Below are 16,288 nucleotides of genomic sequence, written 5' to 3'. Positions count from 1 at the left end.
AAAAGAAATTAAACAAAGTTTATGGAATTAAAAAGAGTAGTTGTAACCGGATTTGGAGCAATAACACCAATAGGAAATAATGCAAAAGAATACTGGGAAAATCTTGTGAAAGGTGAGAGCGGTGCCGCTCCGATTACTCTTTTTGATGCCACAAACTTTAAAACAAAGTTCGCTTGCGAGGTAAAAAATTTCGATCCGTTACAGCATTTCGATAAGAAAGAGGCTAAAAAAATGGATAGAAATACTCAACTGGGACTTGTTGCTGCAAGAGAAGCAGTAGCGCATTCCGGCATTATTGAAGACAATGTAGATAAAAACAGAGTTGGTGTAATCTGGGGCTCCGGAATCGGAGGATTAGAGACTTTTGAAACTGAGGTTTTAGGATGGGCCAATACGGAAATTCCGAGATTCAACCCTTTCTTTATCCCAAAAATGATTGCGGATATCACTCCAGGACATATCTCAATTGAATACGGTTTCCACGGACCAAACTACACTACTGTATCTGCATGTGCCTCTTCAGCAAATGCTATAATTGATTCCAAAATGCTGATCCAGTTAGGAAAAGCAGACGTGATTGTGTGCGGAGGCTCTGAAGCAGCCGTTACAGCAAGTGGTGTCGGTGGATTCAACGCAATGATGGCACTTTCTACAAGAAACGACGATCCTAAAACAGCTTCAAGACCTTTTGACAAAGACAGAGATGGATTTGTGCTAGGTGAAGGTGCAGGATGTATTGTTCTTGAAGAATATGAGCACGCCGTAAAACGTGGTGCTACAATTTATGCAGAATTACTGGGAGGAGGTCTGAGTGCTGATGCACATCACATGACTGCTCCACATCCTGAAGGTCTTGGCGCTTATCTGGTAATGAAAAGTTGTCTGGAAGATGCAGGCTTAACTGCTGATGAAGTAGATCATATCAACATGCATGGTACATCTACTCCATTAGGAGACATCGCAGAATCCAATGCAATTTCGAAATTATTAGGCGAGCATGCTTATGACATTCAGATTAATTCTACAAAATCAATGACTGGCCATCTTTTAGGTGCTGCAGGTGTTATTGAAGCTATCGCTGCATTGGGAACTATTATTCATGGTACAGTCCCTCCAACCATCAACCATTTTACTGATGATGAAAATATTGACAGCCGACTTAACTTTACGTTTAATACAGCTGTTAAGAAAGATGTAAAAGTAGCCATGAGCAATACTTTCGGATTTGGCGGGCATAACGCTTGCGTTCTATTTAAGAAAATCTAAATTCAATGAATGGAGTTACAGAAATACTTTTCTAAATTCCTTCTCAAAAAAAGAAAAAGACAATTAACGGAGAGAGAGTATTTTCTCAGTACCGAGCTTAGAAAAGTATTAGGTACAGAGGTACAGAATATAGCTCTTTACCGCGAAGCTTTTTCTTTGAAAAATTCTTCTAAAAATCAAGACAGCAATTACGAAAGACTTGAATTTTTGGGAGATTCTGTTTTGGGTACAATTATTTCTTGTCATTTGTTCCAGACATATCCTCAGGCCAATGAGGGATATCTGACACAAATGAAATCTAAGATTGTTAATAGGAAAAACCTCAATAAATTAGGAGAAGATCTCAAGCTTACCAGCCTTTTGCAAAAGCAAAACAGCTCATCAGCTTTGGGAGAAAATATCTCTGGAAATTTGTTCGAAGCCTTAATTGGTGCTGTTTATTTAGACTTCCATTATGATACCTGTAAAAGGATTATTCTGGAAAAATTACTGACCCCTTCCGAGATCAATAAGCTTGAAAACAAAATTGTGAGCTATAAAGGTCTTCTGCTCGAATGGAGCCAGAAAAAGAAGGTCAATATAAAGTACGAAACCTGCGAGGAAATACAGGCTAATAAATCTGTCGTATTCAGATGCCATGTATGGCTTGGAGACGAAAAAATTGCCAATGCAACAGAGACTTCCAAGAAGAAAGCAGAGGAAAAAGCAGCACAGAGGGCATTTTATATTTTAAACAAAAAAGAAAATATACTTGGAAATTCAAAAACTTTATGATCTTGATGATATAGAATTTGAAGATATTGCCATAGGATTGGTAAGATTAGCCAAAGATATACCTGCTCACGAGTTTTTCTACAAAATAAATCAAACCAATAACCTCAGTTTTTCAAGAAAGAAAGATCTTGTCTTTCATGGGGGATATTATGATTATTTTTTTCCAAGATATGAAGCCTATCACAAGTATACAAAGACTTGTTTTACCTTCATTTCCAATAAATCTTCTGAAAGTAAGCAAAAAAAAATTCAGACAGAACTCTTTACAGAAGAAGAGAACATTAAATTTTTATTAAATAATCAGGTAGATGTGGAATATATTCTGCATAGTTCGGAACAGTTTCCTGATTTTTCCGTAATTTTGCTCCCTGAAAATCTTGTTTTTCCAATTCAAGATTATACACTGAGTTCTGACGAGGAACTTTATCAAATTATCCAGTATTATGAATAAGTATTTAAAGAAGACAAAAATTATCGCAACACTAGGGCCTGCTTCATCGTCGAAGGAGGTAATGTTAGATTTAATGAAAGCGGGTGTTGATATTTTCAGAATAAATTTTTCCCATGCAGATTACGACTTAGTTCGAAAAAATATTGAAATAATTAGAGAGCTAAACAATGAGTATGGTTATTCTGTGGGAATCCTGGGAGACCTTCAGGGTCCTAAGCTGAGAGTGGGAGTTGTAAAGGAAGGATCTTATCTGAATCCAGGTGATATTCTGACTTTCACCAATGAAAAGATGGAGGGAGATTCCACTAAGGTATACATGACATACCAACAGTTTCCACAAGATGTAAAAGTAGGGGAAAGAATTCTTATTGATGATGGGAAACTAATGCTGGAGGTTATTGAAACCAATGAAAAAGATACTGTAAAAGCAAAAACTATTCAGGGAGGTCCGCTAAGTTCTAAAAAAGGAGTTAATCTCCCTAATACAAATGTTTCTCTTCCTGCATTAACAGAAAAAGATGTTCAGGATGCTAATTTCATGCTTGACATGGAAGTTGACTGGATTGCCTTATCATTTGTTCGTCATGCTCAGGATATTATCGACTTGAAGGAGCTTATTAAAGCGCATCCAAATGGTAAATTCAAAACTCCGATTATTGCGAAGATTGAAAAGCCTGAAGGCGTTAAAAATATTGATGAAATCCTTCTTGAATGTGATGGATTAATGGTAGCCCGTGGAGATCTTGGAGTAGAAGTTCCAATGGAAGAAGTTCCTGCCATCCAGAAAAACCTGGTAGAAAAAGCAAGATTCTATTCCAAGCCGGTTATCATTGCTACCCAGATGATGGAAACGATGATCAACAGTTTAACACCAACAAGAGCGGAAGTAAATGACGTGGCCAACTCTGTACTGGACGGAGCTGATGCTGTAATGCTTTCCGGAGAAACTTCGGTAGGTAGATATCCGGTACAGGTTGTGGAAAACATGGCTAAAATTGTAAAGAATATTGAAACTACTCATTTCTACCAACACAAAAATGAGCCTATCGAGAAAGATTATAACTGTATCGATGAAAGATTCATTACCAACAGGGTTTGTCTTGCAGCGGTAAGAATTGCTAAAACAACTAACGTTTCTGCTATCGTAACGCTTACTCACTCCGGGTACACCGCATTCCAGCTTGCAGCACACAGACCTAACTCTCATATTATCGTATACAGCGGTAACAGAAGAGTTATCACGATGCTGAACCTTCTTTGGGGTGTTCACGCATACTATTATGACATGAAAAAATCTACTGATGAAACGATTATCCAGGTAAATATGTTAACACACAACTATGGTTATATCGAAACCGGAGATTTCGTAATCAACATCAATGCTACTCCATCCTATGAAGGGGGAAAAACAAATACATTGAGACTGACAACAGTATAGCAATAAGCAATAAGCAATAAGCAATAAGCAAAATTACTTTTTGTAAAAGCATAAAAAACTCCCGAAAATTGATTTTCGGGAGTTTTTTATTTATAGTGTAAAGTAGACTGTTAACTGATAAACGGCAGTTTGTCATTCTGAACGAAACAGAGTGAAGTGAAAAAAACCTGAGACTCGATTCCCAACAATGACATTATACCTAATTTAGTTACCTACAATCGTCTTAGCGGTCACAAATTCTTTTAAAGCCAATAAAGATAGTTCTGTTCCATATCCGGAAGCTTTTGATCCTCCAAACGGAAAACGTGGATCAGAGCTTGTCATACGGTTGATATTGACTGTTCCGGATTCAAGGTTTTCAATGAAGAATAACTGGCGTTCTTTATTTTTAGTCCATACAGAATTGGAAAGACCGAAAGGAATATCATTCGCCATCTGTAAAGCTTCCTCATCAGTTTTTGCAATCATAACCATACCCAGAGGTCCGAAAAGCTCTTCTTTTAAAATAGGATTACCTTCCTGAACTCTGATTAAACCAGGTTTAAATTCATTTTCAGAAACTCTTTCCAGAGGAATGATGATTTCAGCTCCGTTTTCCAATGCTCTGTTGAACTGGGCTTTCAGTTCATCAGCAAGATCAGGTCTTGCCATTCCTGCAAGTTTGGTTTCTTTATCTAAAGGATCACCAATCTCATACTTTTTGTATTCTTCAATGAAGATTGGTAAAAATGTATCCCCGATCTTTTCATCAATGATAAATCTTTTTGCTGCAGTACAGGTTTGTCCGCAGTTTTGAAGTCTTGATTTTACACCGGCTTTAGCGGCTTCTTCAAGATCTGCATCATCAAAAATGATAAAAGCATCACTTCCGCCTAATTCAAGTAAAGATTTTTTGATATTTAAGCCTGCTATTGAAGCTACTTCTCCTCCTGCTTTTCCGCTGCCTGTTAAGCTTACTCCTTTTACAGTGTCATGTTCAAGAATTTCTTTTACTGCTTTATGTCCTACTTCAAGATTCTGAAAAATACCTTCCGGAAAACCTGCTTCCAAAAGAACTTCTTCAATGGCATTTCCACTACCAAAACAAATTGAAGCATGCTTCAAAACTATTGTATTTCCAGCCAAAATTGCAGGAGTAGCAAATCTCAGTACCTGCCAGAAAGGAAAGTTCCATGGCATCACCCCTAAAATTACCCCTTTTGGAGCATAGTGAACTTCAGAGTAAGCAAATTCTGATTCTACTTTTTCAGGTTGTAAAGTATTCTCAGCGTCTGCATAATAATTCATCATTAAAGCACACTTTTCCACTTCAGCAATAGATTCTGAAATGGGTTTATTCATTTCTGTTGTAATTATTTTTCCAAATTTCTCCGAATTATTCTTTAAAATTCCCGCTGCTTTTGCAATTAACTTCTGCCTTTCCTCAAACGGCACTTTTCTCCACACTGAAAACGCTTTATCTGCTTTAATAAGCTTGCTTTCAATTAATTGTTCCATAATATAAATTTCTGTTTTAAATTCAGCTAATGAATTTATGAGCGCTTTTATTTTAAAAGCACGGTGAAATCAGCAAATTTCATTCCTTAAGGGTCAATAAAATAATGATTTTCTCTATCGGAAGAATATAACTTTATCTTACATCATTAGCCATTCATTTACAAGACATGCTGCCAGTCTTGCGGTTCTGTCCTGGATATCGAAAGAAGGGTTTACTTCTGCCACATCCAGCGCTACCAATTTTTTATTTTTTAAGATATGTCTGTAAAAATGCATAAAAGCTGTATCTGCAAAGATACCATTATAAGCCGCAGCAGAAACTCCCGGAGCGACGGATGCATTAAAGACGTCCATGCAAATGGTAAGATAGGCATAATCTACACTGTTCAGCAGTTCATCAATACGTTGATAGATGGAGCTAAGATTTTCAAAAAACAGTTCATCTGCCAGAATATATTTCATTCCGTACTGATGGGCTGTATCAAAAAGCTTCAATGTATTGGAGTTTCTCTGGATTCCAATATGCAAAGAATGGATAGGACCTTCCTGAGCAATCTGCCAGAAACCAGTTCCGGAACTTGGTCCTACTCCTTTTTCCGGCTGTCTGTTATCGAAATGGGCATCCATATTGATGATCCCTATTTTTTGTTCCGGAAAAGCTGTTTTTACACCCAGATAATGAGCATAAGTCACTTCATGACCTCCACCCAAAACAAGAGATTTCCCTCCTTTTAAAAGTACTTTTGAGACATTTTTGGCAAGATTATTCTGAGTATTTTCCAGATTACCGTCTTCACAGGTAACATTCCCAAAGTCAAGCATTGAAAAGTCAGGAAGAATTACCGGAAAATTAGACATATTTTTCCTGATCACATCCGGAGCATCTTTCGCGCCCTGACGGCCTTTGTTTCTCCTTACTCCTTCATCTACAGCAAAACCATGTAGTGCAAAATCTCCTGTAGAAATATTATCGTAATTGTGTTCTTCTTTTACCCTTTGAAATAATCTGTGATAGAGAAGTTCTTCTCCGTCTAATCTGCCTTGCCAAATCATAATCTAAATTATTCTCTAAACCTCCCTCTGATGGTAGGTATAAATGTTCTGAAAAATAAAACTATAAACACTAATAAAGCACCACCGAATTTAAATTGCATGCTTCTATTTTCTTTACTAAAATAAAAAGTCACAACGCCTAAAGCAACAATAGCAATTAAGTAAAAGGTAGAATAAAGATATCCTCCTCTATTTTCATATTTAAATTCTCCACCGTTTGCAGTAAACATTTCATCCAGCATGCTATTGGCAGTAGTTGCATCCACTTTTCTAATATCTGAAGTCAAATTCTTTATAATAAAATCTTTTTTTGTGCCCGCTTTTACAGCATTTAATGCATAATCAACGTTTTTTTCTGCAACTCCAAGAGAGACATATTTTTCTTTAATCTCTTCTAATTTAATTTTCATGATCGTGTTTTTTTACTACTTCTTATTTCCATTGATATAAACATTTTCCGCGCTCAAGCTTCCCTGATTATACAATACATTCTGGAAATTATTGGTTTTAAAAGTGACAAAATCGGCTTTTTTTCCTGCTTCCAATTGTCCTCTGTCTTTAAGGTTCAATGCATAAGCAGCACGGAAAGTCATTCCTGCTAACACTTCGGCTGTAGTCAGCTTCTGGAATGTAGCCAGAATAGATGCCTGGGTAATCAAATTCCCCATGGGTGCCGATCCCGGATTCCAGTCACTTGCTATGGCTACGATAGCTCCTGCATCTAATAATTTTCTAGCCGGAGTAAATTTCTCACCTAATCCCAGACTTGCCCCCGGCAGAGCTGTCGCAACGGTATCAGATTCTGCAAGGAACTCAATATCGTCATCTATGGTTGCTTCCAAATGGTCCGCAGATTTTGCTCCCACTTCTACTGCAATTCTTGAACTTCCCGGTGTAAACTGATCTGCATGAACAGTGATTTCAAAGCCTAATTCTTTTGCTTTACATAAAAAATCCTTACTTTCCTCAGGCTGAAAAGCAGATTTTTCAATAAAAATATCTACTCTGTTTGCCAATCCTTCTTCTTTTACTTTTGGTAAAATTTCGGTAATGATATATTCAAGATATTCAGGATTGCTACCTTCAAAATCTCTGGGTTTTAAGTGGGCAGAAAGACAGGTAGGAACTAAAGTTGCCTTTGTTTCTTGCTGTGCTTTTTTAATAATTCTAAGCATTTTCAGCTCATTTTCCACATCCAGACCATAACCGCTCTTCACTTCAATAGTTGTAATTCCCAGATCAAGCAAAAAATTGATTCTTTCAACTAAAGTTTTTAATAATACTTCTTCTGAAGCATTTCTCGTATGCTGTACGGAACTCCAGATTCCGCCGCCGCTTTCCGCAATCTCAAGATAAGTTTTCCCGGCATTACGCATGGCAAAATCGTTGGCACGGTTTCCTCCGAAACAAATATGGGTATGTGAATCTACAAAAGCAGGAAGAACAATTTGCTCTCCTTCAATATATTCAATTTCTATAGTAGGATTTTCTGTTTTTAATGTTTCGAAATTTCCAACTTTCCGGATAGTATTCTGATCTACTACAATTCCTCCGTCTGCAATAATTTCAAGCTGGTCATCAGAAAGTTTTCCTCTTAAGGGTAAGTTAGCAAGTGTTACCACCTGTTTGAATGGTCCTATTAATTTCATTAGTTTAAAGTTAATGTGATGTTTAGATTCAAGCTGACACATTCTTATATCAGTACCTGTTTCTCAACATTCAAAATTTTATTAATTTTTATTAATAATTTCTTCTCTCAAAAATACTTAAAATATCCCAATTATTTAAATCTTAGCTGTTCTCATTTTCAACGCTGACTTCAACCTCTGTATCAATCTCAACGTTTTCTCAATCTGCCCTTCAACCTTTGTCTAAATTTGCTATCTTTGAAGTAAATGAAATGAATTAATGCCAGATTTTTTACATCCAGATAAGGAAAACTACTCAAACGAGGAGCTGATGCAGGAAGAACAGATCCGTCCCCAGAGCTTTAAAGATTTTGCGGGGCAGAGAAAAACGCTGGAGAACCTTGAGGTTTTTGTTACCGCTGCAAAAAGACGTGGCGGAGCACTAGATCATGTTTTATTACACGGTCCGCCGGGGCTTGGTAAAACGACTTTAGCCAATATTATTGCTAATGAACTTGGGGTAAACTGCAAGGTTACTTCGGGTCCTGTATTGGATAAGCCCGGAAGTTTAGCTGGTTTACTGACCAATCTGGAAGAAAATGATGTTCTTTTCATTGATGAGATTCACCGTCTTTCTCCTGTAGTAGAGGAATACCTGTATTCTGCAATGGAGGATTACAAGATTGATATTATGCTGGAAACAGGTCCTAATGCCAGAAGTGTACAGATAGGGCTGAATCCTTTTACTCTGGTGGGAGCTACTACAAGAAGTGGTATGCTTACAAAGCCAATGCTTGCCAGATTTGGGATTCAGAGCAGGCTGGAATATTATTCTATTGAACTTTTGTCAACCATTATTCAGAGAAGTTCAAGGGTTTTAGGTGTTGTCATCTATGAAGATGCTGCTATAGAAATTGCAAGAAGAAGCCGTGGAACACCGAGGATTGCCAATGCACTACTGAGAAGGGTACGTGATTTCGCTGAGATTAAAGGAAATGGTGAGATTGAGATCAAGATCACCAAATATGCTTTGGATTCTTTAAATGTGGACGAATTTGGTCTGGATGAAATGGATAATAAGATCATGCGCGTCATGATTGAAAACTTTAAAGGAAAGCCGGTTGGTATTTCTGCTCTGGCAACATCTATTGCTGAAAATCCTGAAACACTGGAAGAAGTTTATGAACCGTTTCTGATCCAGGAAGGGTTTATTATCAGAACTCCCAGAGGACGGGAAGTTACCGACAAGGCCTACAAACATTTGAATATTACAAGACCTAAAAACCCGGGAGAACTATTTTAATTCAAAATTTCGAGTTTATGGTTTAATGTTAATGCGAATTGATTAGTTTATGTTTATACCTAAATTATACAGAAGTGAAGATTACGATTTGATGAAAGAGATTATCAAAGAAAACTCTTTTGCTTTACTGATTTCTTCCGTTGATAAGATTAGAGCTACTCATTCCATGATGATGCTTAATGAAGATGATCCTGAAAATGCTTATATTGAAACTCATATTTCAAGGGCCAATCCTCAGGCAAAAACCTTAAACGATGGAAATGAAGTTCTTTGTGATTTTTTGGGAGCTCACACTTATATATCCAGCAGCTGGTATGATCATATTAATGTTTCCACCTGGAATTATGAAGCGGTGCAGATTCATGGAACAGTTGAAATAATGAATCATGATGAACTCTATACCCATTTGGATAAATTAACTTCCAAATACGAAAGTTTTCAGCAATGTCCAATGATGGTAGAAGATATGGGAAAGGAATTTGTAGAAAAAGAAATGAAAGGAGCTTTTGGGATTAAAATAATTCCTACCGAAATATTTATCAAACAAAAACTTTCTCAAAACAGAAAAGAGACTGACTATAACAATATTATCAGCCAGCTTGAACAATCTGATCATAACGCAAGAAAAATTGCGGATAAAATGAAATTAATAAAAAAATAATCAAAATATACATATGAAGTTATATCCAATACAATGTGGAAAATTTAAACTGGACGGCGGTGCTATGTTCGGAGTCGTCCCAAAGAGTCTGTGGGAAAAAACGAATCCTGCAGACGAAAAAAACCTAATCGAGCTGGGAACCCGTTCCCTTCTTATTGAAGATGGAAAAAAACTGATCCTTGTAGACTGTGGTCTTGGTAACAAACAGGATGATAAATTTTTCGGCCACTACTCTCTTTGGGGAGATGATAGTCTTGATAAAAATCTTAAAAAATATGGCTTTATAAAGGAAGATATTACGGATGTATTCCTTACTCACCTTCACTTTGACCACTGTGGTGGAGCTATAGAATGGAATGACGACAGAACCGGATACAGACCAGCTTTTAAAAATGCTAATTTCTGGACTAATGAAAACCACTGGCAATGGGCAACAGAACCCAATGCAAGAGAAAAAGCAAGTTTCCTGAAGGAAAACATTATGCCCATGCAGGAAAGCGGGCAGCTTAACTTTTTGCCACTTCCCACTACCGGAAACTACGGTTTCGCTCCGGATCTGAAAATGGACGTTATCTTCGTAGACGGGCATACCGAAAAGCAGATGCTTCCGGTTATCCAGTATCAGGAAAAAACAGTTGTTTTTGCTGCAGATCTTATTCCTACAGCAGGACATATCAACCAGGTATATGTGATGGGATATGATACAAGACCTCTTTTAACACTGGAAGAAAAAGGAAAATTCCTTAAGCAGTGTGTAGACAACGAGTATTTATTGTTCTTTGAGCATGATGCCCATAATGAGCTTGCAAGTCTTAAAATGACCGATAAAGGGGTAAGACTCGATGAAACGTTTAGCTTTAATGATGTTTTTGGATATTAATTTTTAATCATGGAAGAATTACATTCAGAAACCCCGCAGACAGAGCCGGAACCAGCACCCAAGATCATTGGCTTAACAGGAGGAATAGGCTCTGGAAAAACCACAGTAGCGCGCTTTATAGAGGAATTCGGTTTTCCGGTTTATTATTCCGATGACAGAGCAAAAACCATTGTCAATGAGAGTGAAGATCTGAAAATAAAAATCAAAGAACTTCTAGGCGAAGATTCATATGATGAGAACGGATTGTATGACAGAAAGTTTGTAGCAGATAAAGTTTTTAATAACAGAGATCTGCTTCAACAATTGAATGAGATTATTCATCCTGCTGTAAAAATTGATTTTGAAAACTGGGTAAGGAAACAAAGCAAATATTTAGTTTTTAAAGAAACAGCTTTATTATTTGAACTGAAGCTTAACAGACAATGTTATAAATCTCTTCTGGTAACTGCCGAGGATAATATCAGGATCAAAAGAGTAATGGACAGGGATCATAAAACCTACCGTGAGGTAGAAACTGTCATGGAAAAACAAATGCCCGAAAGGGATAAAATTAAAATGGCAGATTGTATTATCTATAACAATACCAATCTGGAAGATTTAAAAGAACAAACTGAAAAAGTGATCTTCAGTATTGAATAAATAAAAACTCGTTAGAAGCTTTTCTAACGAGTTTTTTCTGTAAAAATATTTCTTAGGAGCAGCAGGTTCACCTGAGATATTTTTGACCACATTACCCAAAAAATAAGCCTCCATTTCTGGAGGCTTATTCTATTGAAATTTAAATATCTTATTCTTTGATAAATTTCTTTTGAGTAGTATTACCGTTATCATCAATATCAATAACATAAACACCGTTAATCAATCTGCTTACGTTGATCTGGTTGTTCAGTAAGATACCATCAGCGATAACCTGTCCTGCAGCATTGTAGATCTTATACTTAGCTCTTTTGCTAACATTTTTCACAAACAATACTGAGCTTACCGGGTTAGGATAAATCATAACACTGGTCTGATCAATTGGGTTAGCAACAACCGGTTTAGAGATTCTTACCGTGTAATCCTCTACCTCTCCGTTTTTGAAGTCAGCACAGTTTACAGGGATACCGTCTCTAGACATGGCAACTCTCATCACTACATACTTATAATCTGTCATACTTACAAAAGCATCTGCAGGAACATTGAATTTACCTGAAACAGGGCTGTTTGAATTTGGTGAAGAAGTGAATACTCTTTCATTGATATCAAACTCTCCGTTTCTGTTGAAGTCAATCCAAACTGCGATTCCTTCGTTATAAGTAGTTCCTGTCCATTTTTTCTCAATGATGATCTCATTGTCAGTAGATCCCTGGATCATTTCGATGAATGTTTTAGGAACTCCGGTATAATCTGTATATGTAGATGCTCCGGATTCATTCTCCATTGTTTTCTTACCTGTAGGCTTCACTGTAACTTTGGAAATATGCTCACCTGTAGAGTTTTCTGCTTTCATCTTACAGTAGATTACTGTAGGTGTTGTAAAGTAGTAAGGAGGAGTATAGTTTCCTGGTGTACCATTACAGATATTCACTACCTGCATTTCATATTTCGTTAATTCTGCAAGACCTGTTAATACAATGTTATTAACTAATGATGGTACTTCTGTCCAGCTTGGAATACCCACTTTTCTGTATCTAAGAACATATGTTGCTCCCGGGAACGGATCCCATTGGATCGCCGCTGATGTAGGAAGCAATTGGGTAATTGTTAATCCTGGAGGCGGAATCTGGCATATTCTTTCTGTAGTAAATACTTTAGGGTTAGAATATGGATTTAGTGTAGTTTCCCCGTTACATTGGTTAGCAATCTGAACTTCATAAGTAGTATATGGCTCTAAAGGAGTTACACTTCCTAATACATAAGTATTTGCAGGAGCTGCCGGTAAACTTATAGTAGCCCATGTTGTAGTACCTACTTTTCTCCATCTCATTGTATACGTAGAACTTGCCGCAAGCGGAGACCATGTAATCAATGCAGTTGTTGGTGTGATAGTACTTACAGTTACATTTGGAGGAGTAGGATCACATCTTGTAGTAAACGTTTTAATTGGTGTTGCTGTTCCAACAATGTCTCCACAAATAGCTGCAACTTCTACTTCATAAGTAGTAGCTGGTACCAGTCCGCTGATTACTAACGGAAGGTTACCTAATTGTGCGGAAGCATATACCTGCGTCCAGGCAGTTGTTCCCTGAACTCTGTATCTTACCACATAGCTCACTCCTGCTCCTGTGATTGTTACAGTAGCTGTTGTATGCGTTGTTGTAAATGTTGGTGCATTAGGAGTTGCATTGCTGCAAGGTCTGATTCTTACTCTATAGTCTTCTACTTCCCCATCTATTGCATTCTGACACATTGTAGGAGCACTTGTACGCTTCAGCACAACTCTCATTGTAGTTGTTAATGGTCCTGTGTAAGCATTTGAAGGAACCGCAAAAGTAGCAGTAACCGGAGTCGTTGTATTGGCTGGAGAAATTAAAATTCTCTCAGTATCAGTAAACTGTCCGTTTCTGTCAAAGTCGATCCAAGCTGTTACAGCATCGTTACCTGTTGCACCTGTCCATCCTTTTGCTACAGAGATTTTATTATTCTGAGAATCTACATCCAGAGTAATAAGAGTTTCCGGAGTAGTATAGCTGATATAATTTGTCTGTACTGAAGTATTATTCATTGGCGGAACACCCAGGTTCGAAGAGGTAACTGTTACATTCGAAATATGGTCATTTGTTCCGGTACCCGTCATTGGACAGTAAGACAATGGAGGTGTTGTAAATGTTACTGATGATGAGTAAGATCCTGTAGAACCGTTACAAGTTGTAGAAACCTGAACCTCATAATTAGTCTGTTCTGTAAGACCAGTAATTCCGTAGAAGTTCTGACCAGCAGGAACTGTTGCTGTTTGCCAAGCTCCACTTGGGGCAACTCTCCATCTTATATTATACGTAGCACCAGCAGTAGCAACCCATGATACAGTTGCTGTTGTAGCAGCGATATTATTCACTGTAATATTTGTTGGAGCAGCTGTTGAACAAGGTTGAGCATCTACAAATTTTACTGCATAATCTTCTACTTCTCCCTGACTGAATGTACCACAAGGATTAGCATTATCAAAATATCTCATTACTACACGCATACGGGTAGGAAGAGTTCCTGTATACACATTACCACTTGCCACTGTAGGTACTGCAAAAGTAGCCGTTACAGGAGTAGTTGTGTTATAGGTAGTATTAAGAATTCTCTCACTGGTTTCAAATGTTCCGTTTCTGTTAAAATCTACCCAAGCAGAAACTCCATATGAAGAAGGAGAACCTGGCCAGTATTTGTTTACAGAAATTTTATTATTTGCTGAACCTCTTTCAAAGATCACTACTCTTGTAGCATCTGTGGTATAGTCTTTATAATTGTCAGATCCGGAATTACTCAACATAATAGGAGTATTCGTAGGAGTAACAGTTACATTATTAATATATCCGCTTGTAGCAGTATTACTTGTAGGGCCAGCCGTACAATAAGTAAGAGCCGGTGTTGTAAAGGTAACACTTGGTGAGAAAGCACCTGTTGTTCCCCCACAAACAGTAGCAACCTGTACTTCATAAGTAGTCTGCTCCAATAACCCTGTAAGCATTTGATTACTGATTAATGGTGTATTTACTGCAATCTGCTGCCATGCACCAGAAGGAGAAACTCTGTATCTTACTATATAAGTAGCCCCAGTAGCTGATGTCCAGGTAACATTAGCAGAGGAAGGAGTTACGTTATTTACCGTAATATTAGATGGTGGTGCTGTAGTACAAGTTGATAAGTCTATAAATTTTACAGCATAGTCTTCGGTTTCACCGTAAGAGTATGTTCCACAAGCATTAATAGGGCTGTACTCGTTTAATACAACACGCATTTTTGTAGTCAGGTTTCCAGTGTAAACACCACCAACAACAGTTGGTATTGTAAAGTTTGCTGTAACCGGAGTTGTTGTATTACTTGGTGAAGTAAGCACTCTTTCAGTGGCTTCAAAAACACCATTACGGTTAAAATCAATCCAAACTCCAGTCAAGAAACTATATTGAGTACCTGGCCACGTTTTTGAAACTGAAACGGTAGCAGTCCCCCCTCTTACTAAAGTAACTACTCTTGTAGGATCTGTACTATAATCTGTATAACCACTCTGACCAGAGTTACTGTACATGGATGGGGCTCCTTGTGCATTAACAGAAACCTGATTGATATATCCATCAATAAAAGTACTTGTTGCAGCGGAATTACAATAAGTGAGTGCTGGAGTTGTAAAGTTGGTGCTGGAAGAGAATGCTCCCTGTGAACCACCACAAACAGTGGCTACCTGAACTTCATACTGGGTCTGCTCAGTTAATCCGGTAATAAGCTGGTTTCCGACCAAAGGAGTTGTAACATTGATTGTTATCCAAGGTCCACCAGATACAGGCCTGTATCTTACCACATAAGTGGCTCCTGCAGAAAGATACCAGCTCACATTAGCAGAAGTTGTTGTAAGGTTTGAAACTGCAATATTGGTAGGCGGAGCCGCTGAACAAGCTGAAAGCGGTTGGCTTTCCAACTGTATTCTAGGAATATCTGCGAGTCTGTCTTTTGCAGAAGGAGGTGCTGCAGGATCTGGATTTGCAGTATCCTCATAATAGATGATCCCTCGGTTGGCCCCGGCATTATAAGATCCCCAGGCCGTACCTGGTGAAGATGCATAGCCTGGAGTTTTTTCATTTACAGCAACCACAAGATTGTCTGTTCCATTCCATAAAAATGGAGTAGCCAATTGAAGAGTTACCCAGTTTCCATTTGATAGGGTAGGTAAATCTCCGGCATACACCTGAGTCAGTGAACTTAATGGAATCCAGTTTGTATTGGAGGCAAAGTTATTCTGAGTTGTGTTTCCCATGTATACCACCCAATCCTTATATACAGCCTGAGAGGTTGCAACGGTGGTGGAATAAAACTTTATAGCCGTGATATAGTTCGACGTACCGATGGCAGTCGTAAGTTCCGCAGCAGTGTAGATCTGCTGAGAATAACTATACCCATAATAGGAACGTATGGGAAGATACACAGAGGTACCTGTTCCTGTCCCAATCTGCCCTGCCTGAGCCGAGACTTTGGATACAAAGCCTGTACAAATCAAACAGAGAAACAGAATTAAAGAGGTAAAGAGTTTCTTCATAATGTTTTCATTATAATATTAATCACACAAATCTAATCATTTTTTATTATTAATTTATAAGTGCATTTGGGTTTTTTCTGAAAAAAAACAATATTTTTTTCACTTATACTCTAAATAAA

The 16,288-nt window shown here is 37.7% G+C and carries 13 protein-coding genes; 8 read left to right on the top strand and 5 right to left on the bottom strand.

Features of this window, described 5'->3' with window-relative positions:
- The first annotated feature begins 21 nt into the window (after nt 1–21).
- The 4 genes from fabF to pyk are packed head-to-tail and all read left to right on the top strand — an operon-like array spanning nt 22 to nt 3,929.
- On the top strand, nt 22–1,266 hold the full coding sequence (gene fabF / locus BW946_RS04205; RefSeq protein WP_034693118.1) for a beta-ketoacyl-ACP synthase II: 1,245 nt from the start codon (nt 22–24) through the stop codon (nt 1,264–1,266).
- Between the two features lie 9 nt (nt 1,267–1,275).
- Nucleotides 1,276–2,040: a ribonuclease III gene (gene rnc / locus BW946_RS04200; protein ID WP_076594972.1), complete on the top strand. Its 765-nt coding sequence runs from the start codon at nt 1,276–1,278 to the stop codon at nt 2,038–2,040.
- Nucleotides 2,018–2,491 carry an IPExxxVDY family protein gene (locus BW946_RS04195; RefSeq protein ID WP_076594971.1) on the top strand — a complete coding sequence of 158 codons (474 nt, stop codon included), beginning with the start codon at nt 2,018–2,020 and terminating at the stop codon, nt 2,489–2,491. The genes rnc and BW946_RS04195 overlap by 23 nt, the downstream gene beginning before the upstream one ends.
- Complete coding sequence (gene pyk, locus BW946_RS04190; protein WP_076594970.1) at nt 2,484–3,929, top strand: pyruvate kinase; 1,446 nt, start codon at nt 2,484–2,486, stop codon at nt 3,927–3,929. Before BW946_RS04195 ends, pyk begins: the two co-directional genes overlap by 8 nt.
- Nucleotides 3,930–4,133: 204 nt before the next feature.
- Here the strand turns inward: pyk and BW946_RS04185 are convergent, their stop codons facing one another.
- The 4 genes from BW946_RS04185 to hutI form a co-directional block, all read right to left on the bottom strand.
- Nucleotides 4,134–5,426 carry an aldehyde dehydrogenase family protein gene (locus BW946_RS04185; protein WP_076594969.1) on the bottom strand — a complete coding sequence of 431 codons (1,293 nt, stop codon included), beginning with the start codon at nt 5,424–5,426 and terminating at the stop codon, nt 4,134–4,136.
- 138 nt (nt 5,427–5,564) lie between these two features.
- On the bottom strand, nt 5,565–6,479 hold the full coding sequence (gene hutG, locus BW946_RS04180) for a formimidoylglutamase (RefSeq protein ID WP_076594968.1): 915 nt from the start codon (nt 6,477–6,479) through the stop codon (nt 5,565–5,567).
- A gap of 8 nt (nt 6,480–6,487) precedes the next feature.
- Entirely contained in the window at nt 6,488–6,889 is a 402-nt protein-coding gene (locus BW946_RS04175; protein ID WP_076594967.1) for a hypothetical protein, read from the bottom strand.
- A 15-nt stretch (nt 6,890–6,904) separates the two neighbouring features.
- Nucleotides 6,905–8,128, bottom strand: a complete 1,224-nt coding sequence (gene hutI, locus BW946_RS04170) for an imidazolonepropionase (RefSeq protein ID WP_076595076.1) — start codon at nt 8,126–8,128, stop codon at nt 6,905–6,907.
- Nucleotides 8,129–8,387: 259 nt separating this feature from the next.
- Between hutI and ruvB the strand changes: the two genes are divergently transcribed.
- The 4 genes from ruvB to coaE are packed head-to-tail and all read left to right on the top strand — an operon-like array spanning nt 8,388 to nt 11,590.
- Nucleotides 8,388–9,410, top strand: coding sequence for a Holliday junction branch migration DNA helicase RuvB (ruvB, locus tag BW946_RS04165; RefSeq protein WP_076594966.1), 1,023 nt, complete (start codon nt 8,388–8,390; stop codon nt 9,408–9,410).
- 49 nt (nt 9,411–9,459) lie between these two features.
- Nucleotides 9,460–10,071: an FMN-binding negative transcriptional regulator gene (locus tag BW946_RS04160; RefSeq protein WP_076594965.1), complete on the top strand. Its 612-nt coding sequence runs from the start codon at nt 9,460–9,462 to the stop codon at nt 10,069–10,071.
- Between the two features lie 13 nt (nt 10,072–10,084).
- The gene (locus BW946_RS04155) at nt 10,085–10,951 is read left to right on the top strand and encodes an MBL fold metallo-hydrolase (RefSeq protein WP_076594964.1); all 867 of its coding nucleotides are present in this window, start codon (nt 10,085–10,087) and stop codon (nt 10,949–10,951) included.
- A gap of 9 nt (nt 10,952–10,960) precedes the next feature.
- Complete coding sequence (gene coaE / locus BW946_RS04150) at nt 10,961–11,590, top strand: dephospho-CoA kinase (protein ID WP_076594963.1); 630 nt, start codon at nt 10,961–10,963, stop codon at nt 11,588–11,590.
- 148 nt (nt 11,591–11,738) lie between these two features.
- On the opposite strand, the gene BW946_RS04145 is transcribed toward coaE, so the two are convergent.
- Nucleotides 11,739–16,169 carry a GEVED domain-containing protein gene (locus tag BW946_RS04145; RefSeq protein WP_076594962.1) on the bottom strand — a complete coding sequence of 1,477 codons (4,431 nt, stop codon included), beginning with the start codon at nt 16,167–16,169 and terminating at the stop codon, nt 11,739–11,741.
- Nucleotides 16,170–16,288: the final 119 nt, after the last annotated feature.

Origin of the sequence: Chryseobacterium sp. RU33C (genome assembly GCF_900156015.1) — a bacterium.
Classification (GTDB): Bacteria; Bacteroidota; Bacteroidia; order Flavobacteriales; family Weeksellaceae; genus Chryseobacterium; species Chryseobacterium candidae.
The sequence above is the reverse complement of the archived record's forward strand: the minus strand, read 5'-3'. Positions and strand labels throughout refer to the sequence as shown.